The sequence below is a fragment of the Lysinibacillus composti genome, from assembly GCF_016908465.1.
GTDB lineage: Bacteria > Bacillota > Bacilli > Bacillales_A > Planococcaceae > Ureibacillus > Ureibacillus composti_A.
Map to the genome: position 1 here is coordinate 558,018 of NZ_JAFBDY010000001.1, position 24,676 is coordinate 582,693.

32 protein-coding genes are annotated in these 24,676 nt (G+C 33.6%); 14 read left to right on the forward strand and 18 right to left on the reverse strand.

The window, feature by feature from the left end; translation table 11 throughout:
• Window positions 1–29: 29 nt before the first annotated feature.
• Window positions 30–1,202: an NO-inducible flavohemoprotein gene (gene hmpA / locus JOD29_RS02735; RefSeq protein WP_124761637.1), complete on the reverse strand. Its 1,173-nt coding sequence runs from the start codon at window positions 1,200–1,202 to the stop codon at window positions 30–32.
• 249 nt (window positions 1,203–1,451) lie between these two features.
• On the opposite strand from hmpA, the gene JOD29_RS02740 reads away from it, so the two are divergent.
• The 5 genes from JOD29_RS02740 (at window position 1,452) to JOD29_RS02760 (ending at window position 6,396) form a co-directional block, all read left to right on the forward strand.
• Window positions 1,452–1,889, forward strand: coding sequence for an RrF2 family transcriptional regulator (locus JOD29_RS02740; RefSeq protein ID WP_124761635.1), 438 nt, complete (start codon window positions 1,452–1,454; stop codon window positions 1,887–1,889).
• Window positions 1,890–2,011: 122 nt separating this feature from the next.
• Window positions 2,012–2,764, forward strand: a complete 753-nt coding sequence (locus JOD29_RS02745; RefSeq protein WP_124761633.1) for an SDR family NAD(P)-dependent oxidoreductase — start codon at window positions 2,012–2,014, stop codon at window positions 2,762–2,764.
• A 173-nt stretch (window positions 2,765–2,937) separates the two neighbouring features.
• Window positions 2,938–4,149, forward strand: coding sequence for an argininosuccinate synthase (locus JOD29_RS02750; RefSeq protein ID WP_124761631.1), 1,212 nt, complete (start codon window positions 2,938–2,940; stop codon window positions 4,147–4,149).
• A gap of 86 nt (window positions 4,150–4,235) precedes the next feature.
• A complete protein-coding gene (gene argH / locus JOD29_RS02755; protein ID WP_124761629.1) occupies window positions 4,236–5,612 on the forward strand; it encodes an argininosuccinate lyase in 1,377 nt (458 codons plus the stop codon).
• A 412-nt stretch (window positions 5,613–6,024) separates the two neighbouring features.
• Entirely contained in the window at window positions 6,025–6,396 is a 372-nt protein-coding gene (locus JOD29_RS02760; RefSeq protein ID WP_239585518.1) for a YqzG/YhdC family protein, read from the forward strand.
• Between the two features lie 218 nt (window positions 6,397–6,614).
• On the opposite strand, the gene JOD29_RS02765 is transcribed toward JOD29_RS02760, so the two are convergent.
• Window positions 6,615–6,764, reverse strand: coding sequence for a hypothetical protein (locus JOD29_RS02765; RefSeq protein ID WP_205101612.1), 150 nt, complete (start codon window positions 6,762–6,764; stop codon window positions 6,615–6,617).
• A 241-nt stretch (window positions 6,765–7,005) separates the two neighbouring features.
• Here JOD29_RS02765 and JOD29_RS02770 point away from each other — a divergent pair, with 241 nt between their 5' ends.
• Window positions 7,006–7,515: a hypothetical protein gene (locus JOD29_RS02770; RefSeq protein WP_124761627.1), complete on the forward strand. Its 510-nt coding sequence runs from the start codon at window positions 7,006–7,008 to the stop codon at window positions 7,513–7,515.
• 71 nt (window positions 7,516–7,586) lie between these two features.
• Window positions 7,587–8,261, forward strand: a complete 675-nt coding sequence (locus JOD29_RS02775) for a DUF2642 domain-containing protein (RefSeq protein WP_124761625.1) — start codon at window positions 7,587–7,589, stop codon at window positions 8,259–8,261.
• A 240-nt stretch (window positions 8,262–8,501) separates the two neighbouring features.
• On the opposite strand, the gene JOD29_RS02780 is transcribed toward JOD29_RS02775, so the two are convergent.
• Both JOD29_RS02780 and proB read right to left on the reverse strand, forming a co-directional pair.
• The gene (locus JOD29_RS02780) at window positions 8,502–9,767 is read right to left on the reverse strand and encodes a glutamate-5-semialdehyde dehydrogenase (protein ID WP_124761623.1); all 1,266 of its coding nucleotides are present in this window, start codon (window positions 9,765–9,767) and stop codon (window positions 8,502–8,504) included.
• Window positions 9,768–9,778: 11 nt separating this feature from the next.
• Complete coding sequence (proB, locus tag JOD29_RS02785; RefSeq protein WP_124761621.1) at window positions 9,779–10,867, reverse strand: glutamate 5-kinase; 1,089 nt, start codon at window positions 10,865–10,867, stop codon at window positions 9,779–9,781.
• Window positions 10,868–11,356: 489 nt separating this feature from the next.
• Between proB and JOD29_RS02790 the strand changes: the two genes are divergently transcribed.
• Both JOD29_RS02790 and JOD29_RS02795 read left to right on the forward strand, forming a co-directional pair.
• Complete coding sequence (locus JOD29_RS02790; protein ID WP_124761619.1) at window positions 11,357–11,536, forward strand: hypothetical protein; 180 nt, start codon at window positions 11,357–11,359, stop codon at window positions 11,534–11,536.
• 16 nt (window positions 11,537–11,552) lie between these two features.
• Window positions 11,553–11,930, forward strand: a complete 378-nt coding sequence (locus tag JOD29_RS02795; RefSeq protein ID WP_124761617.1) for a VOC family protein — start codon at window positions 11,553–11,555, stop codon at window positions 11,928–11,930.
• Between the two features lie 214 nt (window positions 11,931–12,144).
• Here the strand turns inward: JOD29_RS02795 and JOD29_RS20545 are convergent, their stop codons facing one another.
• From JOD29_RS20545 to JOD29_RS02820, 7 genes are all read right to left on the reverse strand, one after another.
• Window positions 12,145–12,267 carry a hypothetical protein gene (locus tag JOD29_RS20545; protein ID WP_275579624.1) on the reverse strand — a complete coding sequence of 41 codons (123 nt, stop codon included), beginning with the start codon at window positions 12,265–12,267 and terminating at the stop codon, window positions 12,145–12,147.
• 32 nt (window positions 12,268–12,299) lie between these two features.
• Complete coding sequence (locus JOD29_RS20550) at window positions 12,300–12,422, reverse strand: hypothetical protein (RefSeq protein ID WP_275579625.1); 123 nt, start codon at window positions 12,420–12,422, stop codon at window positions 12,300–12,302.
• A gap of 261 nt (window positions 12,423–12,683) precedes the next feature.
• A complete protein-coding gene (locus tag JOD29_RS02800) occupies window positions 12,684–13,808 on the reverse strand; it encodes an MFS transporter (protein WP_205101613.1) in 1,125 nt (374 codons plus the stop codon).
• Window positions 13,809–14,243: 435 nt separating this feature from the next.
• A complete protein-coding gene (locus tag JOD29_RS02805) occupies window positions 14,244–14,408 on the reverse strand; it encodes an aspartyl-phosphate phosphatase Spo0E family protein (protein ID WP_124761613.1) in 165 nt (54 codons plus the stop codon).
• A gap of 476 nt (window positions 14,409–14,884) precedes the next feature.
• Window positions 14,885–15,829 (reverse strand): TRM11 family SAM-dependent methyltransferase, encoded by a 945-nt coding sequence (locus tag JOD29_RS02810; protein ID WP_239585519.1) that lies wholly within the window; start codon window positions 15,827–15,829, stop codon window positions 14,885–14,887.
• Window positions 15,830–15,851: 22 nt separating this feature from the next.
• Complete coding sequence (locus JOD29_RS02815; protein ID WP_124761611.1) at window positions 15,852–16,313, reverse strand: branched-chain amino acid aminotransferase; 462 nt, start codon at window positions 16,311–16,313, stop codon at window positions 15,852–15,854.
• A 298-nt stretch (window positions 16,314–16,611) separates the two neighbouring features.
• Window positions 16,612–18,366 carry a B12-binding domain-containing radical SAM protein gene (locus JOD29_RS02820; protein ID WP_124761609.1) on the reverse strand — a complete coding sequence of 585 codons (1,755 nt, stop codon included), beginning with the start codon at window positions 18,364–18,366 and terminating at the stop codon, window positions 16,612–16,614.
• A 274-nt stretch (window positions 18,367–18,640) separates the two neighbouring features.
• Here JOD29_RS02820 and JOD29_RS02825 point away from each other — a divergent pair, with 274 nt between their 5' ends.
• Window positions 18,641–19,315: a GNAT family N-acetyltransferase gene (locus tag JOD29_RS02825; protein ID WP_124761607.1), complete on the forward strand. Its 675-nt coding sequence runs from the start codon at window positions 18,641–18,643 to the stop codon at window positions 19,313–19,315.
• Between the two features lie 47 nt (window positions 19,316–19,362).
• On the opposite strand, the gene JOD29_RS02830 is transcribed toward JOD29_RS02825, so the two are convergent.
• On the reverse strand, window positions 19,363–19,752 hold the full coding sequence (locus JOD29_RS02830; protein ID WP_124761605.1) for a hypothetical protein: 390 nt from the start codon (window positions 19,750–19,752) through the stop codon (window positions 19,363–19,365).
• A gap of 215 nt (window positions 19,753–19,967) precedes the next feature.
• Between JOD29_RS02830 and JOD29_RS02835 the strand changes: the two genes are divergently transcribed.
• Window positions 19,968–20,342: a VOC family protein gene (locus JOD29_RS02835; RefSeq protein WP_124761603.1), complete on the forward strand. Its 375-nt coding sequence runs from the start codon at window positions 19,968–19,970 to the stop codon at window positions 20,340–20,342.
• A 140-nt stretch (window positions 20,343–20,482) separates the two neighbouring features.
• Here JOD29_RS02835 and JOD29_RS20555 read toward each other — a convergent pair whose 3' ends face one another.
• A complete protein-coding gene (locus JOD29_RS20555) occupies window positions 20,483–20,605 on the reverse strand; it encodes a hypothetical protein (protein WP_275579626.1) in 123 nt (40 codons plus the stop codon).
• A gap of 83 nt (window positions 20,606–20,688) precedes the next feature.
• Window positions 20,689–20,817: a hypothetical protein gene (locus tag JOD29_RS20560; protein ID WP_275579627.1), complete on the reverse strand. Its 129-nt coding sequence runs from the start codon at window positions 20,815–20,817 to the stop codon at window positions 20,689–20,691.
• Window positions 20,818–21,136: 319 nt separating this feature from the next.
• On the opposite strand from JOD29_RS20560, the gene JOD29_RS02840 reads away from it, so the two are divergent.
• Window positions 21,137–21,892: a GTP cyclohydrolase II gene (locus tag JOD29_RS02840; RefSeq protein ID WP_124761601.1), complete on the forward strand. Its 756-nt coding sequence runs from the start codon at window positions 21,137–21,139 to the stop codon at window positions 21,890–21,892.
• A gap of 89 nt (window positions 21,893–21,981) precedes the next feature.
• On the opposite strand, the gene JOD29_RS02845 is transcribed toward JOD29_RS02840, so the two are convergent.
• From JOD29_RS02845 to JOD29_RS02860, 4 genes are all read right to left on the reverse strand, one after another.
• Window positions 21,982–22,188 carry a hypothetical protein gene (locus tag JOD29_RS02845; RefSeq protein WP_124761599.1) on the reverse strand — a complete coding sequence of 69 codons (207 nt, stop codon included), beginning with the start codon at window positions 22,186–22,188 and terminating at the stop codon, window positions 21,982–21,984.
• 82 nt (window positions 22,189–22,270) lie between these two features.
• Window positions 22,271–22,471, reverse strand: a complete 201-nt coding sequence (locus JOD29_RS02850) for a hypothetical protein (protein ID WP_124761597.1) — start codon at window positions 22,469–22,471, stop codon at window positions 22,271–22,273.
• 335 nt (window positions 22,472–22,806) lie between these two features.
• On the reverse strand, window positions 22,807–22,974 hold the full coding sequence (locus JOD29_RS02855) for a hypothetical protein (RefSeq protein ID WP_192894172.1): 168 nt from the start codon (window positions 22,972–22,974) through the stop codon (window positions 22,807–22,809).
• A gap of 38 nt (window positions 22,975–23,012) precedes the next feature.
• Window positions 23,013–23,168 (reverse strand): hypothetical protein, encoded by a 156-nt coding sequence (locus tag JOD29_RS02860; RefSeq protein WP_158610497.1) that lies wholly within the window; start codon window positions 23,166–23,168, stop codon window positions 23,013–23,015.
• 217 nt (window positions 23,169–23,385) lie between these two features.
• On the opposite strand from JOD29_RS02860, the gene JOD29_RS02865 reads away from it, so the two are divergent.
• Together JOD29_RS02865 and JOD29_RS02870 are read left to right on the forward strand one after the other, a co-directional pair.
• A complete protein-coding gene (locus tag JOD29_RS02865; protein ID WP_124761595.1) occupies window positions 23,386–23,850 on the forward strand; it encodes an SRPBCC family protein in 465 nt (154 codons plus the stop codon).
• A gap of 53 nt (window positions 23,851–23,903) precedes the next feature.
• Window positions 23,904–24,632: a YczE/YyaS/YitT family protein gene (locus JOD29_RS02870; RefSeq protein ID WP_239585521.1), complete on the forward strand. Its 729-nt coding sequence runs from the start codon at window positions 23,904–23,906 to the stop codon at window positions 24,630–24,632.
• Window positions 24,633–24,676 lie beyond the last annotated feature (44 nt).

The window sequence follows — 24,676 nt, forward strand, 5'->3', positions numbered from 1 at the left end:
TAGGAATAAGGATGATTTAAGAGTAAATATTAGTTAGCATTAGCTAATGCTTCTAAAGACATTGCAGGGCCAAAGAACTCAAAGTGAATATTTTCACCAGAAACGTTTAAATCTCTAGCAATGGAAATAATAGCTTTCATAAATGGAGCTGGTCCACAAACGTAAACCTCTGTATTTTCTTTGATGAAAGGTGCTAAATCTTCTTTTTTAATATAGCCAGCCTCATCTGAATAATGAACACGGTAAGTACCATTTAATTCATTTACTTTTTTCTCAATTTGTTCTTTAAATGCAACTGATTTCGCGTTACGTGCAGTTTGTACAAATGTAACATTGCGGCCAAGTTCCATTGTTTGTAGCATTGTATTTAGAGGAGTCACTCCAATACCTCCGCTTACAAATAGTACAGGGTTGCTATTTTGTTCTAATGTGAATAAACCAGCTGGTGCACTTAATTCAATAGTATCGCCTTCGTTAACTTGATCGTGAAGATAGTTTGAAACGACACCGTTTGGTTCACAAGCATCTTCGCGTTTTACAGAGATACGGTATTGATTATTTTCTAATGCCTCTGAAAGTGTATAGTGACGAACTGAAGTGAATTCATCTCCAGGTACTTTTACACGAACAGTAATATATTGACCTGGTTTAAAGTCAGGTAATTGCGTACCATCTTCTGGTTCGAAGTAGAATGAAGTTACTTCTTCGCTCTCTGCAACTTTTTTTGCAACTTTGAATGGTTTGAATAAACGCCATCCTCCATTTGCTTCTGCTTCTTTGTAAAGGTCTTCTTCAATTGAAATAAAGACATCTGCAATAACACCATAAGCCTCTGCCCAAGCATTAATAATCTCGTCAGTTGCTGCATCGCCAAGTACTTCTTTAATTGCACCAAGTAAGTTTTCTCCAACGATTGGGTATTGCTCTGGTAAAATTCCAAGTGCACGGTGTTTATGTGCAATTTGCATTACTGCTGGAATAATTGCTTGTAAATTGTCAATATGAGCTGCAGCTGCGTAAACAGCGTTTGCAAGTGCTGTTTGTTGACGACCTCTTTGTTGGTTGGCACGGTTAAATACGTTTAGTAATTCAGGATGTTTTTCAAACAAGTTTTTGTAGAATGTTTTAGTAATTGTAACGCCATGTTGTTCTAGTACTGGAACTGTTGATTTAATAATGTCAATTGTTTGTTGTGATAACAATTTAAACACATCCTTTAAATGATTTTGGTAACGTTTACAATGTCACTATACTCCTGGGTATCCTCAAAAGCAATATTGCAAATACATCTTTAACAAATTGGACACAAACTAGTATTCAATATACATCTTTAAAATTTTGTCACTTTACAGTTTTAAAAAACATCACTAATTATGAGATTTATTAGAAGACTTTTTTACTACTATTGTTATTTGAATGGTATAATAAAGTAAGAAAGAGTGGTGTATAATGTGCGTTTAACTTTATATACAGATTATTCATTACGTGTTTTGCTCTATCTCGGTGTTAAAGGTAAAGACCGTTTATCGACAATTCAAGAGATTGCCGATGCGTATAATATTTCAAAAAATCATCTAATGAAAGTTACTTATGAACTAGGGCAATTAGGCTATATCGAAACAGTCCGCGGACGAGGCGGTGGAATTCGATTAGCAGTTGATCCAAATGAAATAAATATTGGAAAAGTAGTCCGTCATACGGAAGAGGACTTTCAAATAGTTGAATGTTTCAGTAATGAGAATAATATGTGTAAAATTTCTCCTGCGTGTCAGTTGAAAAATGTATTATTTGAGGCATTAAATGCATATTTAAATGTTCTTGATCAATATACAATTGGTGATTTCCTTTTATCCAAAGACGAGCTGTTCAAATTACTTGAGATTGAGTGATTCAAAATTAATAATAGTAATTAGAGTATAGATGTAAATCTGTACTCTTTTTTATTTGCATATTAAAGTGAACTTAATTGCGACACATTATAATGAGTAGTTTGAGTAAAAGAGAGAGGAATATGCATACTATGAAAAGTGTATTTATTACAGGTGCAACAAGTGGGATTGGTCGTATCATTACTGAAGTTCTTATTCGAGAAGGATATCATGTCTATGCCACAGGAAGGAACAAGTCAGTTTTAATGACGTTACAACAACAAGGTGCAAAGGTAATCCAGGCAGATTTACAAAAAAATGAAGATATTATAAAAGTTTGTGAACAGCTACCTCCAATTGATGTTGCGATTATTAATGCAGGTGTGGGAGTTTTTCAAAATGCTGTTGATTTAATGGATGAGGAAATAGAGGCTATGATTGATCTTAATATAAAAGCACCTATTTTATTGTCACAACGTTTAGCAAAAAATATGATCCAACAAAAATCAGGTCATTTTATTTTCATTGGCTCACAAGCAGGAAAAGTAGCTACGAAAAAAGCAAGTGTTTATGCTGCTTCTAAGCATGCAATTACAGGATTTACGAATGGTTTACGAATGGAATTAGCACCTTACAATATTAAAGTTTCTACTATATATCCTGGTCCAATTGATACACCATTTTTAGATAAAGCAGATGCAACAAATTCATATCGCCAAACCATGAAACGATTCTTATTAAAACCAGAGATCGTTGCAAATAAGATAGTTTATACAATTGAAAAACCAGTACGTGAAGTAAATTTACCACGGATTATGTCTATAACAAGTAAACTATATGCAATAGCCCCATCTTTAGTTGAAAAGCTAGGGAGCGGGTTTTTTAATAAAAAATAATACATAAATGAGATTAGGCTAAGGCTTTTATGAAGTAGTATTCCACTATTTCATAAAAGTCTATTTTTTTATAAAAATGCACTTGTATTTATTTTTATCCCATGTTACTATTCGTGTATAAACTTTTAACAAGATGAATAAAAATACATAAAAACAGTGGAGGCGAATTTAAAATGGCAAATAAAAAAGTAGTTTTAGCTTATTCAGGTGGTCTTGATACATCCGTGGCAATTCCGTGGTTGAAAGAACAAGGTTGGGATGTAATCGCAGTATGTTTAGACGTTGGTGAAGGAAAAGATCTTGAGTTTATCAAAAATAAAGCACTTCAAGTTGGTGCGGTTGAATCTTACATGGTAGATGCAAAAGATGAATTCGCAGAAGAATACGCACTAGTTTCTCTTCAAGGGCATACATGGTATGAACAAAAATATCCATTAGTTTCTGCATTATCTCGTCCATTAATTTCTAAAAAATTAGTTGAAATTGCAAACGAAACAAATGCTGATGCAGTTGCACATGGTTGTACTGGTAAAGGGAACGACCAAGTTCGTTTCGAAGTATCTATTAAAGCATTAAATCCTGATTTAGAAGTTCTTGCTCCGGTTCGTGATTGGGGTTGGAGCCGTGATGAGGAAATTGAATACGCCGCAAAACATGGTGTACCGATTCCTGCAACAATCGATTCTCCATTCTCTATCGACCAAAACCTTTGGGGTCGTGCAAACGAAGCTGGCGTAATGGAAGATCCATGGGTTGCTCCACCAGAAGAAGCTTACGGATTAACAGTTTCAGTTGAAAACGCACCTGATTCTCCAGAGTACGTTGAAATTGAGTTCGTAGAAGGTAAACCAGTTTCATTGAATGGTAAATCACTTAAACTTGCTGACTTAATCCAAGAATTAAATAAAATTGCTGGAGCTCACGGTGTTGGACGTATCGACCACGTTGAAAACCGTTTAGTAGGTATTAAATCTCGTGAAGTATATGAAATCCCAGGTGCAAAAGTTCTTTTAACTGCTCATAAAGAATTAGAAGACATTACTCTTGTAAAAGAATTAGCACACTTCAAACCAATTATTGAACAAAAATTATCAGAAGTAATTTATAACGGATTATGGTTTAACCCAATTCGTGTAGCATTGCAAGGTTTCTTAAAAGAGACTCAAAAATATGTAAATGGTACTGTTCGAGTTAAATTATTTAAAGGTCATGCAATTGTGGAAGGACGTAAATCTCCTAACTCTCTATATAGCGAAGAGTTAGCAACATACTCAAAAGCTGACCAGTTTAACCATGCATCTGCTGTTGGCTTCATTGAATTATGGGGTCTTCCAACTGTAGTAGCATCTGAAGTAAACAAAAAACAACCAGTTGAACAAAAATAAATTGCAATAAAAATACAGACTGTCCTAAGAACCTCGAAAATTGAGATTAAAACAGAGACAGTCTGCATAAGGTTAGGTGTCGTAATATGACAAAATTATGGGGCGGTCGTTTCCAAACATCTGCAGAAGCTTGGGTTGATGAGTTCGGTGCATCAATTGGATTTGACCAACAATTAGTTATGGAAGATATTGAAGGAAGCGTTGCACACGTAACAATGTTAGGTGCGCAAGGGATTTTACCAGCTGAAGATGTTGCTAAAATTCTTGGCGGTCTAAAAGAGCTTAAACGTTTAGCAGAGGCTGGCGAGCTTGAATACAGTGTTGCAAACGAAGATATCCATTTAAATTTAGAAAAAATGTTAATTGATTTGATTGGCCCTGTTGGTGGCAAACTTCATACTGGACGTAGCCGTAATGACCAGGTTGCAACAGATGTGCACTTGTTCTTGAAGAAGCGCGTTTTTGAAGTGATCGGATTAATTGAAGCATTCCAAGCAACAATACTAGAGCAAGCAGAGCAACATGTTGAAACAATTGCTCCAGGCTATACTCATTTACAACGTGCGCAACCAATTAGTTTTGCACATCACTTAATGGCATATTTTTGGATGCTTGAACGTGATAAAGAACGTTTTACCGAATCAATTAAACGCATTGACATTTTGCCATTAGGTGCCGGAGCAATGGCAGGTACAACATTCCCAATTGACCGTGAAAAGTCTGCTGAATTGCTTGGCTTTAGTAAAGTTTATGCAAATTCAATGGATGCAGTAAGTGACCGTGATTTTGTTGTTGAGTTTTTATCTAACTCATCATTACTAATGACTCACTTATCTCGCTTCGCAGAAGAAATTATTATTTGGTCTACAGATGAGTTTAAGTTCATTGAATTAGATGATTCTTTCTCAACAGGTTCATCCATTATGCCTCAAAAGAAAAATCCAGATATGGCAGAATTAATTCGTGGGAAAACAGGTCGTGTGTACGGAAACTTAATGGGATTATTAACAGTTTTAAAAGGAACACCACTTACTTATAACAAAGATATGCAAGAGGATAAAGAAGGCATGTTTGACACACTTCATACTATTCTGGGTGCATTAAAAATCTTTGAAGGTATGGTTCGTACAATGACTGTTAATACAGATCGCTTACACAATGCTGTGCATAGTGATTTCTCAAATGCTACAGAGCTTGCTGACTATTTAGCAATTAAAGGTATGCCATTCCGTGAAGCGCACGAAGTTACAGGAAAGCTTGTATTTACATGTATCCAACGTGGTATTTACTTATTAGACTTAACGATTGAAGACATGAAAGCTGAAAGTGAACTGATTGAAGAGGATGTTTACGAAGTACTTAAACCTGAAGCTGCAGTTCGTCGTCGAAATTCATTAGGCGGAACTGGTTTCGCTCAAGTGAAAATTCAACTTGAGAAAGCAAAGGCAAGTTTAGCAAAATAAAAGTGAATGCAAACCTTAAACTAAGGATTTCGCATATAAGTGGCTATTAAATGTGTACAGAGATGCACAATAGTTACGATCTCTTACTCATGGAGCCAGAGGGTGATGGAGTAATGGGGAAGCTTTATTCGTTCCTGGGTTCCGTCATAATTCAAAATGAATAAAGTTATAAACCGTCTCGGGGTCGCGAGGCGGTTTTTTGTTTTTTTTGTTCATAGCGTGAGCTTTGTAAATGGCTACAACTAACACTTTAATTAGAATGAAATATAACAATACCTCAATTTTTTTAAGGTATATTCTATACGGAAATTGTTAATTTATTCGTTCAAATATTGTTAATCAGGAACTTAGCCTAAAACCGAATAACCACATAGAAAGTACAAACACTAAACGAACAAAAGGAGGTTTGATAATGAGGATATTGATGTCGGCATTAGCAATTTTAGGTGTCCTAGTATATGGGAGATTTACAGCTGCTTCTCCAAATAGTAATACTGAATCAACTCCATCACAAGATGTAGCTCTACCTGTACAAGAACAAGTTGCCCCAGCTTATGCAAAGTGGGGAAGAATTGCAATGGAAAAAGTCATGGCAAAATATCCAAATGCGAGCGTAATTGATTATTTGCATATTGGCAGAGAGATAGGAGAGAAAACCTCAGTCGAAAAATTTAAATTATGGTTAAAAGAAGATTCAAAGGAATTTGGTGTTTTTGTTAATATTACATTTAATAATCAAACAGAAGAAATCATTAATATTAATTACGAAGAAACACAAAGATAGAAAAGGAACCATACATTAAATATGCCCCATACTTTACATTTTAGAACTTCACTTTTTAGCCGTCACAAAATTTATTACCACCGTATAAAATATCAATAATTAAGTAGTACAAATCATCGCATTTGATTTGTACTATTTTTTTTATCTTCATTCAGTGAGATCCAAACTCTACTGGGACAAATGAACTCAGATTAAGAGCGCCACTTATCGTTGAAAACTCAACGTCCTGTTGCATCGGCAATGACTAACGTCTTGTTAGCCTCTGTAGCAACGTCTAAGTAACCAACACGCGCGCTGCCTAAGCCTGCGGAGGATGTCACTGAATTTGAGAGGAGTTGTAATAGGAAGTTTGCCTTAAAACGTCGCATCCGTGCGATAACGGCTAACTGACCAACATCCTGCTCCTGCGGTTACTTGTCGCAAAAAGGATTTTGTTGACCTAAGCATAATTCAAAATCTGGTTCGCAATTACGCAAAAGACGTAATTGATTTTTGAAAAGTACATCTCTTGAAATAGCAAATTTTATAAAAATAGGCTTTTGACATTTCAAGATATGAGAAATACACATATATTTAGCAAGACAATACAAATAGGAGGTTACTGTCATAATGAATAGTGAAATGCTACAAAGTTTCGAAGGGCAAGTCATTCAAGTTGACCGTCATGGGCCACACACTGTTGTAGGTAAATTATTGTATGTAGGCGATGATTTCTTCGTACTTTTAACGAAAAAAGACGGTGTAGTATTTTTCCAAACACACCATGTTAAAAGTGTAACTACTGATTCAAAAGATCCAATGGAGTTTGATGTTTACGTTGATGAGGATTTTGAGTTCCATAAAGGTAAAAAGTTCAAAGATATTTGTGGTCACTTAATTCACCACTGGGTAAAAATTAACCCTGAGAAAATTGAGGGTGTACTGGATGGAGTTTGTGACGACTATGTAACAATCATTAAAAACAAAGAGATTATCTACGTGAACCTATTCCATATCCGTAATATGAACTATGGATTAATGGCTCCTGAAGAAGATAATGAAAATGAAGGTAATAGTGGAAATAGTAACAATAACAATAATAATAGCGGAAGATCAAGAAGAAGACGTAGAAATAACTAACTAACTTTTAGTTATGAAGTTGTTAAAAGAAATAGGGTTACAAACGCCTCTTATGGGATTGGAGGGGGAAAATGTATAATATATTTAGTCAAGTGATAAAAGAAACCGTAAAAATAACCTTAGCAGGTCAAATATTTTTTAATGGTTCTATTATTGACTTGAGCAAAGAAATAGTCGTGTTATTTAACGGAAAAGATTATATATATATCCCCATGGAACATATTGAAAATGTCTCCGTCGATCAAGATGAAGAAATAATTCAGCAGCCTACGAACTTCCCTAGTGTGATTTCGAAAGATGATAAAAATGATTTCTCGTTAACATATATGCTGAATGAAGCAATAGGAATGTACACAGAAATTTATGTCGCAAATAAGCAGCCAATACATGGCACCATCACTCAGGTTCAAAGTAATTATTTTGTATTTCATTCTCCCATTTATAAAACGATGTATATTGCAACGAAACATTTAAAGTGGCTCATTCCTTATACCGAAAATCAAAAGCCCTATACGTTAACGGATGATGAGTTAAAAGTGAGTGCGAAGAAAGGTATACTTCCACAACACTTTGAACACCTAGTTCACTCAATGAGAGATAAATTAGTTGTAGTAAACCAAGGGGAAAAACCGTATCATATAGGTAAAATATCAAAGGTTCATGGTGCGATTATTGAACTCCAAACAGCAAGAACGAATACAACGTATCTAAATTTGGAGCATATTAAAACAATCCATGAATCTTAAAAAGAACACTGGGAATAAAATTATACTAAAGTAGTAGCACAAACTGCATCTTGGTTTGTGTTACTTTTTTTAATTTTATTAATAGAATATTATGTCATTTTAAATAGTGAGTAGAGTTTCGGGTAATGTAAATACGGTATTCTTATTGTAGAAGAAAATAATACTGCAGTTTATAGTGGAAGTTAAAAACGTATGGGGGTCAGGTACTCAAATAAAAGTATTTGGGTACCTGACATTTTTTTAAGCTCGTGTTTGCCCGTTACCATAAATAAAGAACTTTGATGAGGTTAAAGCGGGTAAGCCCATTGGTCCACGTGCATGTAGTTTTTGTGTACTTATGCCGATTTCTGCTCCGTATCCAAATTCAAATCCATCTGTAAATCGTGTGGAAGCATTGTGATAAACTGCTGCTGCATCTACACTATTTAAAAACATTTGTGCGACACCTTGATCATTCGTAATAATGGCTTCTGAGTGCTTTGTTCCATATGTGTTAATATGAAGTACTGCTTCATTTACATTTTCCACGATTTTTACACTCATTGTTAAGCTTAAAAATTCTGTTGCATAATCTTCTTCTGTTGCAAGCGTTGTAGAAGGATATGCAGCACAGACTTGTTCGTCTCCAATTATTTGTATGCCTGCATCTGTTAATTGGGATAATAATTGTACTCCGTGCTCGTTGAACCAATGTTGCTGTAATAACAAACTTTCTGCAGCGTTACATACAGAAGGACGTTGTGTTTTCGCATTAATAATAATATCTTTCGTCATCTCATATTCCGCACTTGCATCCACATAAATGTGGCAGTTTCCTGCGCCAGTTTCAAGTACTGGTACCGTTGATTCACGAACAACAAGGTCGATTAGTTTTTTTCCGCCACGAGGAATCAATACATCCAAATAATCATTTAAATGGAATAGTTCTTGTGCCGTTTCATGACTTGTATTTTCGATAAGCTGAACTGCGTCAATAGGTAGCGTAGACTTTTTTAGCGCACGTTGTATTGATGATACGAGGGCAATGTTAGAATTCTTTGCAGAAGAGCTACCACGCAAAATAACTGCATTTCCTGTTTTCAAACTAAGTGTTGCAGCGTCTACTGTTACATTTGGTCTAGCTTCGTAAATCATTCCAATTACCCCAAGTGGCACTCGTCGCTTCTCAATTTGTAAACCATTATCCTTAACTGTTGTTTCTAATAATTCACCAACTGGATCATTTAAATCAACTAATTGGTAAATAGCATCCACCATAGATTGAATACGGGATTCATTTAACATGATACGGTCAAGAATAGAATCAGTTAAACCTCTTTCTTTTCCACTCTGTAAATCTTGTTCATTGGCAAAAATAATTTCTTCTTGATCAATTAATAATTGTTTTGCGATTTGTTCTAATGCCTCATTTTTTTCTATTGTTGTTTTAAGATTCATGATGTGACTAGCCTCTTTAGCTAATCTCCCTTTCAGTTGTACTTCACAATCTGTTTTGATGTTTGACATATAGACTCCTCCTATATTGTTTGTACCCATTGATTCCGATGAATTACTTCCATTGAACCAGATGGAAGTTCGTCTGTACGTTTTCCCATGGCGAATCGTAAATCATCACTTGAATAAAGCACTTCGCCACGACCTAATAAGCCAGATTCACTATAAACTTCTACTACATCGCCTTTATGAAATCGCCCTTCAATTTTATAAACACCAGCAGGTAATAGGCTTTTACCTGAAGATAAAATTGCATTTTTAGCTCCTTCATCGATGTATATTTTTCCAGAAACTTCCGTAAAGGAAAGCCACTGCTTTTGATTTGGAAGCGTGGTGTTCTGGACTTGTCCAATATAAGTTCCATCACCACGACCTTCTAGAATTTCGACGAGTTTATTTTCACCTTGTCCTTTCCCGATGAATACATGAACCCCCGATTTCAGGGCAGTACGGGCAGCAAGAAGTTTTGACTGCATTCCACCTGTCCCGATTTTCGAACCAGTTCCCGATGCATGTTCAAGCATATCATCCGATACTTCTGTAAGATAATCGATTCTCTTAGCGTCAGGGTTTTTGAGCGGATTGTCAGTATAAAAGCCGTTTATGTCTGTTAAAATGATGAGTTGATCCGCATGAACAAGGCCACTAACAAGTGCAGAAAGCATATCGTTATCTCCAAATGTTAGTTCCGCAACAGAGACAGTGTCATTTTCATTAATGATTGGAAGTATAGAACGCTCTAGTAATTCTGTAAACGTTGCAAATGCATTATGATACCTTTCCTTTTTTGAGAAGTCTGTACGGGTTAAAAGAATTTGTGCTGTTCGAATATCGTATTGTGAAAAGAGCTCCGAATATTTTTGTATAAGTAGGTTTTGACCAACAGCAGCAGCAGCCTGTTTTCCTTTTAGGGTGACAGGTCGTGAAGGATAGCCAAGCATTCGGAACCCAGCAGCTACTGCACCTGATGTTACAAGTAGAACCTCATGTCCTAGTTTTTTGAGTGCGGCTATTGCTAGAATATGGTCGTGTAATTTCTTATGATCAATTTCGCCTTTTGAATTAGTAAGGGAGCTACTGCCGATTTTTACTACAATTCTTTTTTTATCCATTTCTGATCATCCTTTACGGTAGTAATAAGTGATAAAGTTTTCAGAGATAAATAAAAAAACCCAATTCATCCCTAATAAATAGGGCGAAAAGGGTTTTTCTCCGCGGTACCACCTAAATTGGATTGAAAAGTAATCAATCCCACTTCGTCTCATAACGCTTGAGTCTGCGTCTAGTTTTTGCTAGAAGCGAACGAAGTAGGTTCTGATGGTCTTTTTTGTGCAATGTCTTTCAGCCGGTGAACATCGCTCTCTTTCCAAAGTATCCAACATACTGGTCTTCGTTATGGCTAATCAAATTCAATTTAAAACTAATATGCTATAATTTTGATGAACTGTCAATGGTGTTTTGAAAATGTTCAAAATATTAAATTAAGTATTTACTTTTAAATCTCAATCAGTTAGTAACAATGATGGATATAGATAGAATTAAAATTTGCCGAAGGAAGTTTAAGTCCTAAAATAGAATATTAATATGGAGGATGTGGCACAGTGTTAAAACTAATTCTTTACATACTAATTGCAGTCATATCTTTTTTACTTTTCGTAACTGGAATGCTTTTTGCAGAACAAGTTCCGGTGTTAACTTTAGTAGGAATTATTGGATTAGCCTGTTTTAGTTATACAGTATTTAATTGTGTTTTAAATCTACTAATCTCACAGGATCATTAAAAGGGGGAACAAAGAAATGATTAAAAAGATTGAACATACTGCCATTATTGTGAAAAATTTAGAGGAATCCATCAAATTTTATGAAGATATTTTAAATTTTAAATTGCGTGCAGCAGGGAGTAATGATTCTCGAAAGATGGCATTCTTATATGTGGAAGACAATCCGCAAGTTGAAATTGAACTTATCGAAGAATTAACGGGTGTTGGACAACTAACTGACGGTGTTGTAGACCATCTAGCTTTTGCTATTGAAAATATGAAAGAAGCAATGGAAAAACTAAAAGCGAAAGGGATAGAGTTTTTAACTGAAGAACCTAAATTAACAATATTTGGTGACGAAATGATTTTATTTAGGGGGATTAATGGGGAATTATTACAATTAATAGAAAAATAGTAGCAAGCTGATTGTTCCTTGATGTACTTCAGATGTGGTATAGTCCATTAATACCCGAATAAACAATTGAAAGAGGATTTCCAATTACTCTTAAGAATTTTTCAATTAAATAAGACATAAAAAGAGGGCGTCCTGTATAAGGGAGCGCCCTAATTTGATAGAGATAAAACTAAACAATGATATAAAAAAAAATTCCTTCTAATTACTGTGGTTATTACAATGAAAAAGATAAAATAGCTGGTTCTTTAAATCCTTTCATTACAAGCAGTGCCTCTTTTTGATCCTCAAACTCATAAATACGGTAAGTGTCTTTTAAGAAAACTGTAATTACCCACAAGGTAGGCGCCTCCTAATTTTTAATTCACAAGACTACATTGTAAACGACAAAATGGCTGGATCATTAAATTCTTGAAGTGCAAAAGCCGCTTCATTTTGATTGTCAAATTCAAAGATACGGAAAGTATTATTTTCAAACACTGTAATTACCCACATAGAGAGAGCTCCTCCAAAATTTGATTTTCCTTCATTGAAATATTCAAAATAACTGGTGAATATTTCTATATTTGAGTTGATTTTACATCATCCAATATTAAAAGAAAATAGGTTGTGAAGGGTTTCACATATTGTTCATAATGACGACGTTTTCAATACTATTTAACAAAATTTTAGGTTATATTAATGAATAATCAAAATTGTAATACATGAAATTAGCATCAAAAAAAGGGAAGAGTCGCTAATAACGACTCCCCCAAATTAATCCTTTTTTGTGATTAAGGTACAAAAGAATCCAATTAATAAGATGACACTAAATACAGTAAAGGTCATAAAAGTAGAGCCAATATTCATTAATTTTGTAGCTAACAGTGGCCCTAAACTGGCACCAATAAACAAAATAAATGCATTAAAAAGCACAGCACTTCCTCTTTGTGTCTCGGCATTAGCATTAATAACCGTAATATTCGTCGGTACAATAAATGATATACTCGCTACAAAAATGAAGCTTAAGAAAATGACGAACATGGGATTCCCACCCAATCCTATTAAGAAAAGGGACACCGCAGCTATAATAAAACTTGTTCGAAAAGCACGATGAAATCCAACCTTTTTTGCAATCTTACTTGCAAAAAATGAAGTGAATGTTCCTAATATGCCTATACCACGAACATAAAGAATCTGATTGTCTGTAAAGTTGTAAGGTTCTGCTGATAATAATTTTCCAAGAATCGTATACATTCCGATTAATGAAAAAAGTAGCATTAGTGAAATAATAAACGACCCAACTAATATTGGATTTAACAGTAGGTTTTTCATCTTCAAATATTTCTTTAAGATATTTTCTTGTTTCGTATCGTTTTTTTCCTTTGGTAAATAAAGAAACACTAAAAATGTTGTAATTAAATAGAGAAATGATAAAAAGAAAAAATTTCCTCTCCAACCGAAATGGGTCTCAATAGTTATGGCAAAGACTTGTGCGACGACACTGGCGATGAGAAAACCAGATGAAATCATTCCAATAGCGGATAGTCGCTTCTCAGAGGGAAATACTTCAGCAGTATAAACCAGGGAGATTGGGACAAAAGCCGCTGCTGCCATTGCTTGAAGGACTCGAATAAAAAGTAAAATCTCGTAACTTTTTACAAAACCACCGATAAAAGTAACGACTGTAAGAATACAAATTCCAATTATTAAAAATATTTTTCGTCCAAAGCGATCGGACAAAGGGCCATACAGAAAACAACAAATAGCATAGCTCATAGAAAAGGAACTTCCAACCCAAACTGCTTCTGTCTCAGTAATATCATACTCAGTTATAAATGTTGTGGTTAGTGGTATTGTAAAGTACATACTAATTAAAATAACTAAACCAGACCATGTCAAAATTAACGAGTAAATTTGAAAAGAGGCGTTTTGTTTTTTCCAGTAAAGGGACATTATTTTGTTCTCCCTTATTAAATATAGAGAATTCAAATTTTATAACCTAACCAATTTTATTCGACATACTTAGTGTTCATGCTCGAATTTTATCGAATCTTATATTCTGCTAATAACGTTTCGATACCTTGATACCCTGATTTACATTTTGAGTAGGGAAACCTTGGATTGAATTAAGTCTTCTAGTGTAAAGAAATGTGAGCATATAGTGGAACTACTGTTCTTTGATGTAGGCTTTTAAACATGATTCTGAGGCTTTTCCATCATTTAGTATTCCTCTCCCTTTAACTTATACAGGTAAAATAAAAACCAATCAGGATCGCCCCCCTGATTGGTTATTTGTCGGTCATTTCTTTTTATAGTGTTTTTACGCCCTCTATTTTATGCTGCTTGTCTAGAATATATATTTAGTAATGTATCTAATTCCTGACTACAAGTAACTACATCAGGATGTGTATATCCTAAATCATTTGCCTTTCTAATCATTGATTTTCTCTTTATTTCAATGATCATTTTCAATATTCTTTTGTACAAAAAACTTTTCATTACTAGTTCCCCCGTAAAGTATATTAGCTTTTTTATGGTTTGATTGTTAGCAGAACTTTTGATGCTTTTTCATTGTATACAATTCAACATGAAAAAAATGTCGTAATGTGCTAAAAACTAACAATTTCACAAAATCGTCACATTTAATTAGGATTAACGTTAATAATTCCGGGTATTTAAAATATTCTGAATATTTAATCGTGGAAATTAATATTAAAGATTCTACGACATTAGTTCATAATTTGATAGATAAGGATAATTAAACCTAATAAGAATTTGATACTAATGAATTGATTGGAGTGTAGGGTTATCTTTGTGAAAATGAAGGGGTAGGGTAACGGGACTGTGCGAAACGATATAGATGGTTTCAAATAACAATAGTAGAGGGCGAAAAATTAACAAAAACCACCATTTTCTACATCTAGAAAAAGGTGGTTTTCGCTTTTAATCCTATTAACCTTAAAACAGGAAAATGATTATTCACATAATAAAATTTGTCTCTTGAACAATTGCTTTTTTGCAATACACCGATCGGAAATTTTAAAGTCTGCTTTTTCTAATAGGTCATCAATTGTCTCAATTGTAATGATTACAACTTGTTTAGCAATTCGACGAGCTTGTTTAATTATATCAAATTGTTCTTCACGGGAAATATGTGTATATAGATTATATGGTAAATCAATAATGGCTACATCATAATATTCGGTGACTTCTGAGATTGGTCCAAGAGTTACTGTACCATTTAGTCCAAAATACGCAATGTTTTCACGGGCACCTTTACACACAAGTGGTTTGATATCCCGTCCAACGATGTCTATTCCCATTGATAGGGCTTCAATTACGACCGTTCCGATTCCACAACATGGATCAATTGCGCGGATACCCTCAGTATGGGGAACTGCAATATTTGAAACAGCACGTGCAACCCTAGTACTAAGAGCTGTCGAATAACTATTAGGTTTATGTAGGTGATGACGCCATATGGATTCACTGATTGTATGTTTTCCGAAATACCAACGTCCATTTATATGAATTAAACCAAAAACAACATCAGGATGATCTAAGTCCGGTTCACCGTCAATCACTAAACCAATTTCCCGTTCAATTTGTCTTCTTTCAGGATGATGAATTTTCTTGGTTTGATCTATATCCATTTTGTTTAAACAAATCACTTTATAAGTTGTGTCATTTAACTTTAACTCTTGAACTAATTGTTTCATGTCTGAGATGCTATTACTTTCATAGTATACTTTAAGCCGGTCTTGAATAAAGGGACTCCGACTAGGGTCTACTTCAACATTACTTATTAAAAAGTTTGATTGGGAATCCATGTTGAAAAAAGCACGCATCTCCATTCGACATAAATCATATTCATCTTTATGATGAACATAAGTGTAAATATATTTTTGTGTATCTTGCAATCTTATAACATCCTTTATTACATTATTGTTGTTGTTTAATGATTTGCATTAAAGAATGTATGAAGTTTACAGAGAGATCTAGAGCTTCTTCAATAGACATTTCTTCTTTAAAGCCATCCATATAATTTATTGGTATATTTAATTCCCACAAACCATCCTCATTTGAGAAAGCTGCACTATAGTTTTTTAATTCTTCACCAAATAAATTCTCATCAAGAAAAGTTTTGATTGTATTTAAATATTTTTTTTGCACTTTCAATCCAAGTAAAATCATATACGTTTCGAAAACGTCATCCAGTTCTAGGGAAATGGCATCTATATTGACTGATTCAAATGCAGGGGATTCAATGTAAAGAAATTCATTACGATTTTGTTTGAAATGGTTTAGTGAAGTACTTAAAAAAGATATTTCTTCTTTTGAAATTACTTCTTCGCTTTCTTTGTCACAACGTTCAATTAATGCATTTGTTAAGATAAATTTCATTTTCAGTTTCTACCTCCTAAAATTCTTCTTATAGTATAACCCTCAATTCAGTGAAAATGTAGCAAAGGTAGCTATGCTTTTTAATTTGTTAGCTTACAAATCCGACGATTTATACAAATTTGAACATTTTTGTCCAATAATTATCTTTAAAAATCAACCAAGTCTTTTCTAATACTTTATGAGGATAATGATGATCACATCTAAATTTATATGTTATTACAGTTGTTGGATAAGAAAACTTCGGAAACAGGATCAAAAAGAAAATACCAAGGAATGGGCTCCTTGGTATTTTTAACATTTATTTATTCTGCAATGTCTTTTCAATTGTAGCGAAATAAGGTGATTGTCCTGAACGGAAGTAAGTGAGTAAATAACCGTCCTGAGCAATAATTTTACCTGTCTGTTGATATACATTATAGTCGAAAGCAAATGGGATCATTAATGAATGTTTAAAGAATTCCTTCTCATTCAGATCAAATTGTACAAACTCTTCTCCAGCAAGAGTAGGTGTTTGTTTTAATTGATTATAAATATTTTTCTGTTCTTCACGTGATACGCGTTCATCCCACCATAATTTTCGTGGTTGGAATTGTTGTTTTGATAAATAATCTAGCTGCATTAAGCTGCGTACAATGGCTAAATTCACATTTGGTTGTGTTGCTAAAAACTCTTCAAGCCGTTTAAATAAATCTTCGAGTTGATGACCAATTCGTGACCAGCCTTTTTCTTCCCAGTATGTTCCAAAGTTTTGGAAGAAATCAAAAGGCGTTTCAAAACATTGGGTTACCAGATATTCTACAGTGTTATCCATTCGGTGGTCATTCCAATATTTTTCGAGCACGTCTTCAGCGTGTTTAATGCGAATAATTTCATCAAAAGTTAACACATTGTTGGCGAAGATCTCGTACGGCGCCAAATCAACATATGTGTATCCATATTTTTTTGCATCAATACGAAGACCTGTCCCACGTAATAGTTTTAAGAATCCTAATTGTAATTCTTCAGGACGCATTGCAAATACATCATTGAACGTTTGTCGGAAACTGTTATAGTCTTCTTCTGGTAGTCCAGCAATTAAATCAAGGTGCTGATCAATCTTGCCACCTTCTTTAACCATTGTAACTGTACGTTTCAGTTTTTCGAAGTTTTGTCTACGTTTAACTAGTTCATTCGTTAAATCATTCGTTGATTGAACACCAATTTCAAAACGGAATAATCCTCTTGGTGCATTGTCATTTAAGAATTGGATGACTTCTGGGCGCATGATGTCAGCAGTAATCTCGAATTGGAAGACGACACCTGGTACATGTTCATCAATTAAAAATTGGAACATCTCCATCGCATAGCTTCGGCTTATATTAAATGTACGATCGACAAATTTAATTGTTTTAGCACCATTAGCCATTAAATAGCGGATGTCCTCTTTAATTTTTTCTCGGTTAAAGTAACGAACGCCCACTTCGATGGAAGATAAGCAGAATTGACACGAGAATGGACAGCCTCGACTTGTTTCGATATATTGTATACGTTTTCCAAGAGATGAGCGGTCCTCTTCAAAACGGTAAGGACTTGGAATCCCTTTTAAGTCAATCTTCTTCGGCTGTGAATGGATTTTTACTTTTCCATCCTGTAAATAACAAATCCCGGACACTTCATCTAATGCTATTTCACCATTAAAATATTTAAGTAGTTCCTTAAATGAAGTTTCTCCTTCTCCCATTACAATAAAGTCCACTTCTTCGATTCGTCGTAACCAATCATGCACATCATATGAAACTTCAGGGCCACCTAAAATAATTTTCGTGTTAGGTGAAACTGTTTTTAGTATTTTAATTACTTTAATAGTTTCTTCGATATTCCAGATGTAACAACTAAACCCGACAACATCTGGTTTATGTTGATATAAATCGGAAACGATATTGAATGCAGGGTCTTTTATTGTATATTCTGTAATTATTGGGTTAAATTCAGGCAAGGCAGCTGCCTTTAAATAACGAATTGCCAAGTTTGTATGGATGTATTTGGCATTTAATGTTGTTAAGATAATATTCATTGATGCTCTCCTTTATAAACAACTTGAATAATGCGATGGTCATAACTTTTAGTTATTGAACTAGGCTTTAGTTTGTTGTGATAATATACTCAATTGTTTATTATAAACGTTTTAAAACTAAATCGTGATTGAATTGTTTTAATAAGTGTAAGTTTAAGAATTCAGACTATTATCATGACATAATAAGAAGGAATTTTCTAGTTTTTAAAGGGGTTTTGAAATAAATGCTGAATATAATGATTGAAATCAATTACATAGAAAAGGAGATTAAATAATGGACTATATTCGAATTACAAATATAGAAGACCCATTGTTTGCTAAAATGCATACGCTATTGGGCGAAATTTTTCCACCAGAAGAAGTACTAGAATTTAACTTGTGGAAAGAGCCTCTGGAAGACCCAGGTATTCGTGTTTTTGTTGCGGTCGACGAAAACGAGGAAGTAGTAGGGGCAACAGAATATCGTTACTATCCTAGGTGGAATATTGCCATGACTGACTTTACCATCATAGGCCAACCTGGACATGGTCTTGGTAGATTTTTAGCAAGAAATCGTGAAAAGGATTTACATCGTCTCGCGAGTGAAAACGGCAAAACATTATTTGGAATGTTTGCTGAAATTTATGACCCTTACGAAAAAGAAGATTTTAATTTTGGTGGGGTTGCGCCTATGAATCCTTATGTTCGTCGTGAAGTATTATCACATCTTGGATATCAAAGACTTGATTTTCAATATGTACATCCATCTTGGAAAAATGATGGGGAGGCTGTTAAAGGTTTAGATTTTTGCTTTATGCCAACAGATGAAAATATTCAACAAATACCAACGAGCCTTGTTGTAGATTTCTTAATGGATTATTATTCGGTATTATCAAATAAACCAAAAGATTGGATTCAAATGATTGAAGATCTAAAAGAAAAAGAAACAGTGAGTTTACTTCCTCTATAAATATTAGGAAAGAGCGTGCTAAAACTAGCACGTTCTTTCCATGTTAATTAAGGTTGAAGCTGAGTTTGCAGATTATTTGCAAATGTTTCAGCTCCACCAGGTCCATCAACTGTTAAGAACTCTGTAATTTCACAAATGCTAATATAAGCGTCAAATGTGATTACACCAACAATTGGGAAAAACGGCACAACTCTATCACCGAAGAATGCAAATTTTGCAATAACAACATCCAATACTAGGACTTTGTCATCTCTTACTTCATCGATTCTACCAATAACAATAGCATTCTTCTCAAAGACAACTACAAATTCATTCTCATTATCTTTAAGTGCTTCTGCTAATGCGTCAACACATTCACATTTACAATTCTTATTGTCGTGGTGTTTGTGTTCTTTGTGACAACCAGGTCTACAACAACCGTGACATTTTCTTGTCATTTCTTTCCCCCCTTTCGTTTTTCTATTAATATAAATATGAAATTACTAGAATGTTTCTTGTTCATATGACCTAATAGATTAATTTATTTAACTTTTTTCTATAATAAAGCGTGATTTAAACTATTAAAGGGGGATTTTATTTGTTATGGTGCTTTAGGAACTTGTCAAAAGTGGAATAGATGAAGAGATAATATAATGATATTGGAGGTAATTAGTTGAAAAGTGCAAATCCATATATCTTTGTTGATCAATGTGTGGAAGTGATGACGTACTATAAAGGTTTATTTAATTGTAAAGTGAAGAATCTGCAGCTTGACGATTCTGGCAAATGTTTTTATGGTGAACTACATATTGGGGAAAGTATAATTCACTTTTCAGATACATTTGGGAAAACGGATGCGGGGAATCAAGTTCGAATTTCATTAGTTTGTGAAAGTGAAGATGAACTAAAACGAGTATATGAGTCACTGAGTGAAGATGCAACGATTACAGTTCCACTTCAACAAACGTTTTGGGGAGGGTTCCATGCAAACCTAATTGATCGCTTTGGTATTGGTTGGTTATTGAATTACACACAAAATAGTTATTAATAGTATGTTTTGTATGAAGGCTTTCTAAGTCCTACAAACAGGGGAAAGAAGGAATAGTACAAGTTGAAGTTTTGTTATAAGAAAAAGCTCAGAGTATCGATTTCTACTCTGAGCTTTATTATTATATGAAAATTCTAATCTTACATTGTAAAAGTTAAGATAGTTGGTTGTTTGAAGTTCTTAATAGCCATTGTTGCTTCGTTTTGATTGTCAAATTCAAAAATACGGAATGTATCTTGTTCGAATACTGTTAGTACCCACATCTGGGGTCACCTCCTTGACTTTTAAAAAAACGATTTTAATTAATGGTTGGCTCGAAAATGCTGAAGCTAAGCCATGCAGGGTATTACTTTGTATACGAAAGAATTGCTGAGCCGTTGCCGTTGAAACCTACAAGTGCTAATTTTGCCTCGTTTTTGTTTTCAAATTCAAACATACGAACTGTATTTTGATCAAATACTGTAATAACCCACATGGTATTTCCTCCTCATATTGTACGTAATTTTGTTATATAACACAAGGGCTTAATTTAAAATTTTTTGAAACGTGTTATATATCAACTTGGTGATTCTATTGTACACCCATGATGCTGAAAATAAAAGAGGAAGTGAAAGTTTTCACATATTGTTCAAATTGATGTCGCTTACAAAATTTATTTCTTAAAAAACATGCATATTTTTAATAAGACGTCTATTTGCATTCAAGAATAATACGTACACAATAGAATATTGCTTCAAAGAATCATAAATTTCCTTGCATTATCCAAACTATCGATAAAGGAGGATGGATTACAAGTGAGTTCAATAAAACTAGATAATAAAGTACTTTCCATATTGGAAGATAAAATAAAATTAATCCATTCAGATGAAGGAGCCATTTATTTAGTCGGGCCAATAAAATTACCTGTCAATTTATATAATGAGACTGTAACGTTTCAATGGTATTGTTGGTTAAATTGTGATGAAGTAACAGAAGACTATCAAAAAATTATTGATAAATTATCTTCAGCGAATTTGGCAGAACATCAACAATCAAGTGTCCTTGTTTATGGAGATTTTGAAAATGGAGAGAAAGCAATTATGCGAATGCATTCAATCTGTCATACAGGAGACATTTTTGGAAGTAAACGATGTGATTGTGGCTATCAATTAAAACAATCAATGAAAATGATTGTAGATCATGGTACGGGTGCATTATTTTATTTAGCCAATCATGAGGGCAGGGGAATAGGTTTATTTAGCAAAGCGATGGCATACATTCTACAAGAAAATGGGTTTGATACAGTGGAGGCAAACCAAGGTTTAGGTTTTGTTGATGATTCAAGAAATTACGATGACGCAATTCGTGTATTGAAAGCGATTAGAACAAAACCTGTAACACTAATTACAAATAATCCTAAAAAATTAGAAGCACTAAAAAATTCAGGATTGCCTGTTTCGGGAAGACAAGAGATTTGGGGAGACATCTCAGAATACAATCGTAATTATTTACTAACTAAAATTAAGCGTTCTGGTCATATTAACGAAGATGATACTTGTTGTAACGATTAAGATACAAGACTATGCTCTAAGTAGGGAGTATAGTCTATTTTTTTGGGAACAAACAAAAATGGCGAGCTTTATTTCTCGCCATTAATAATTTATCTATTTTTATTTGATTGTTGATTCTTATCATGATTTGTTGCATTATTTTTGTTTTTAATTTTTGAGTCAAATTCCTCTGCAATTTCCGCTGTATTGTCTTCTGGGTTATCTGAATGGCTTGTCGTATTTTGATGTAAGTGTTTATAAGTCTCAAAAGGGTTATGAGTTCTTTCATTCAACGTCTTTTTATTATTTTTGCTCACCAAAAATCACCTCCTAGAGTCTAATGTGCTCAGTATTGGAGGTTTTATTCTTAAACGAAACTTTAATAAGTATGTGTGGAAGCTAAAAATTACAAAGTTTTTTTGCTTCTTTTTTCTTTAAACCGCGCCGTTTCATTTCTAACTTAATTAAGGCTAAGCATTCTTTGTATTCTAGGTATTTATTCAGATCATACAAAGATTGTCTATGTTTTTCTTTATAATACTTTTTTTGCTTTTTTACCTTTGTATATAAATTAGCAAGCTCTTTATTTGTTAATTCCATATCTTTTCACCTAGTTTATATTATAAAAAGTGATTTATAAAAATCAATATCATCAATATCTTTTAATATTATTATCAATAATAACTATATTTAATTAGCTTATTGTGAAATATATGAAATATATATAATAAATTCTAACTTGAGGGGATTATTAAAATAATTGAGATATAAATAGTTGAACATGCTACTACTATGTATTGTATTGAGGATCCAACACAGCTGCAACACATATCCTTTGGAGTAGGAGAAAGTGATTGAATTAGACTTCCTTTTTTCAATATTTTTTTTATAAAAATAAAGGTATAGGCTAAGCCTATACCAAAGGGGGGAATCTATTAACGATTGTTATTACGGTTGTTGTTGCGTTGGTTATTGTTTTCTTTTTGGTTTTGTTGGCGAGCTTGGTTAAAGTCTTGATCAACTGCAAACTCTTCACGGTTGTTGTTGTTGTTGTTGTTGTTGTTGTTGTTGCGATTTTGATTATTATTGTTGTTTTTAGCCATTTTTAAGCTCTCCTCTACATAAAAAGTTTTTTTAGTAATTATTTTTTACGGTTATTATTACGTTGTTGGTTGTTGTTTTCTTTTTGGTTTTGTTGACGTACTTGATTGAAGTCTTGGTCAACTGCGAACTCTTCACGGTTGTTGTTATTGTTATTATTGTTGTTATTGTTGTTGTTGTTGTTTCGTTTAGCCATTGTCTCATTCACCTCCACAAAAAGTATTGTGTGTAGAATGAAATGGCTTTATTCGCTGTTTTTTTTTGTAAATAATAATTGAAATTGATTTTAAGTATTTAATGTTTTATTAATTTTTGTTATTCCACAAGGATTCCTTCTTAATTAGGGGAATTTATTTATATAAAGAATAAAAGAAAATTGTAGCTAATAAAAACAAGAACAAGGGAGTTTTGTAATGAATATATGGACGAAAGAAATAGTAATTAATGCACCTATTGATCACGTTTGGAAATATTTCGATGGAACTTTAGAGGATATGCAAAAGATCATGCCACAAGTGGATAAGAATGAACCTGTAAAAGTAACGGAGAATAAAGTAGGTAGTGTCTTTCGTCAGGCTTATCGGGAAGGAAAACGTGTTCAAGAATACGATGTAGAGACATTAGAATACGAAAATACACCTGACCTAAAAAAGCTTAAAATAGGATTTACATTAGCGAAAATGTTTGAAATAACGGCTTATTATGAACTGAAGAAAGTTAATGAAACCACTACTACATTACTATATACAGCGACAAATCGTCCTTTGCGGTTCTTTTCAAAAATGATGTTGTTATTTGGTAATGATCATGTAGTGATTGAATTTGTGGAACGTGTAAAGAGAGTGGCAGAGGAAGAACTAGCAGTGAGTGAAGTTTAACTCACTGCTTTATTACAATGTTTCACAAATACTTAATTGGAAAGAAGAGTTATATGAAAAATAATCATATGAATGTCACGATAAAGCGAATTTTATTATACTTGTTCGGTTTATTTTTTCTATCGTTAGGAGTTAGTTTCTCTATTCAAGCTGCATTTGGTGTTTCACCTGTATCATCACTCGCCTATGCTCTTTCTTTAGCATCTAGTTTTTCAGTTGGGTTAATGACAATTGTTGCTAATATTCTATTTGTTATTGTGCAAATCATACTATCCAAAAGACTTGATGTAAAAGAATTTTCTATACAATTGATTATTTTACTATTATTTGGCTTCTTTATGGACGCCACATTATTCCTTATTCAATTATTCCCAACTCCAGAGACAATTTTTATGCGAATTGTATTTTTAATAGTAAGTTTGTTTGTCGTTGCAATTGGATTACTCGGTTATTTTACGGCGAAGTTTCCATTAATGCCTTACGATGCGTTAACTTATGTAATTAGTGAACGATTTAAATTAAAATTCAGTAAAGCGAAAATTACGAGTGATTTGTTAAATGTTTTTGTTGCAGGCGCTATTTGTTTAATATTTAATCATTCATTTGGAGCAGTTGGAATTGGCACGCTTATTGCAGCTTATTTCATTGGGAAAATTTTAGGTTTGTTGATGCGTCATTTTCAAGCATGCTTACATCACTGGGTGTTTATTGATCATGTTAAGGAATCAGAAATCACGCTAAATAATCAAATTGAAGAACAAGAAAGCACGAACGTACCATAATAATCGTTCGTGTTTTTTTATGTAGGAATGTCCAGCGAGATAAA

Bases quoted from the DNA above. Each gene is read 5' to 3' on its own strand.
- JOD29_RS02745 (WP_124761633.1), top strand. From the start codon at position 2,012: ATGCATACTATGAAAAGTGTATTTATTACAGGTGCAACAAGTGGGATT.
- JOD29_RS02750 (WP_124761631.1), top strand. From the start codon at position 2,938: ATGGCAAATAAAAAAGTAGTTTTAGCTTATTCAGGTGGTCTTGATACA.
- argH (WP_124761629.1), top strand. From the start codon at position 4,236: ATGACAAAATTATGGGGCGGTCGTTTCCAAACATCTGCAGAAGCTTGG.
- JOD29_RS02760 (WP_239585518.1), top strand. From the start codon at position 6,025: ATGAGGATATTGATGTCGGCATTAGCAATTTTAGGTGTCCTAGTATAT.
- JOD29_RS02765 (WP_205101612.1), bottom strand. From the start codon at position 6,764: ATGCGACGTTTTAAGGCAAACTTCCTATTACAACTCCTCTCAAATTCA.
- JOD29_RS02770 (WP_124761627.1), top strand. From the start codon at position 7,006: ATGAATAGTGAAATGCTACAAAGTTTCGAAGGGCAAGTCATTCAAGTT.
- JOD29_RS02775 (WP_124761625.1), top strand. From the start codon at position 7,587: ATGTATAATATATTTAGTCAAGTGATAAAAGAAACCGTAAAAATAACC.
- JOD29_RS02780 (WP_124761623.1), bottom strand. From the start codon at position 9,767: ATGTCAAACATCAAAACAGATTGTGAAGTACAACTGAAAGGGAGATTA.
- proB (WP_124761621.1), bottom strand. From the start codon at position 10,867: ATGGATAAAAAAAGAATTGTAGTAAAAATCGGCAGTAGCTCCCTTACT.
- JOD29_RS02795 (WP_124761617.1), top strand. From the start codon at position 11,553: ATGATTAAAAAGATTGAACATACTGCCATTATTGTGAAAAATTTAGAG.
- JOD29_RS20550 (WP_275579625.1), bottom strand. From the start codon at position 12,422: ATGTGGGTAATTACAGTGTTTGAAAATAATACTTTCCGTATCTTTGAA.
- JOD29_RS02805 (WP_124761613.1), bottom strand. From the start codon at position 14,408: ATGAAAAGTTTTTTGTACAAAAGAATATTGAAAATGATCATTGAAATA.
- JOD29_RS02815 (WP_124761611.1), bottom strand. From the start codon at position 16,313: ATGAAATTTATCTTAACAAATGCATTAATTGAACGTTGTGACAAAGAA.
- JOD29_RS02820 (WP_124761609.1), bottom strand. From the start codon at position 18,366: ATGAATATTATCTTAACAACATTAAATGCCAAATACATCCATACAAAC.
- JOD29_RS02825 (WP_124761607.1), top strand. From the start codon at position 18,641: ATGGACTATATTCGAATTACAAATATAGAAGACCCATTGTTTGCTAAA.
- JOD29_RS02830 (WP_124761605.1), bottom strand. From the start codon at position 19,752: ATGACAAGAAAATGTCACGGTTGTTGTAGACCTGGTTGTCACAAAGAA.
- JOD29_RS20555 (WP_275579626.1), bottom strand. From the start codon at position 20,605: ATGTGGGTACTAACAGTATTCGAACAAGATACATTCCGTATTTTTGAA.
- JOD29_RS20560 (WP_275579627.1), bottom strand. From the start codon at position 20,817: ATGTGGGTTATTACAGTATTTGATCAAAATACAGTTCGTATGTTTGAA.
- JOD29_RS02850 (WP_124761597.1), bottom strand. From the start codon at position 22,471: ATGGAATTAACAAATAAAGAGCTTGCTAATTTATATACAAAGGTAAAA.
- JOD29_RS02855 (WP_192894172.1), bottom strand. From the start codon at position 22,974: ATGGCTAAAAACAACAATAATAATCAAAATCGCAACAACAACAACAAC.
- JOD29_RS02860 (WP_158610497.1), bottom strand. From the start codon at position 23,168: ATGGCTAAACGAAACAACAACAACAACAATAACAACAATAATAACAAT.
- JOD29_RS02865 (WP_124761595.1), top strand. From the start codon at position 23,386: ATGAATATATGGACGAAAGAAATAGTAATTAATGCACCTATTGATCAC.
- JOD29_RS02870 (WP_239585521.1), top strand. From the start codon at position 23,904: ATGAAAAATAATCATATGAATGTCACGATAAAGCGAATTTTATTATAC.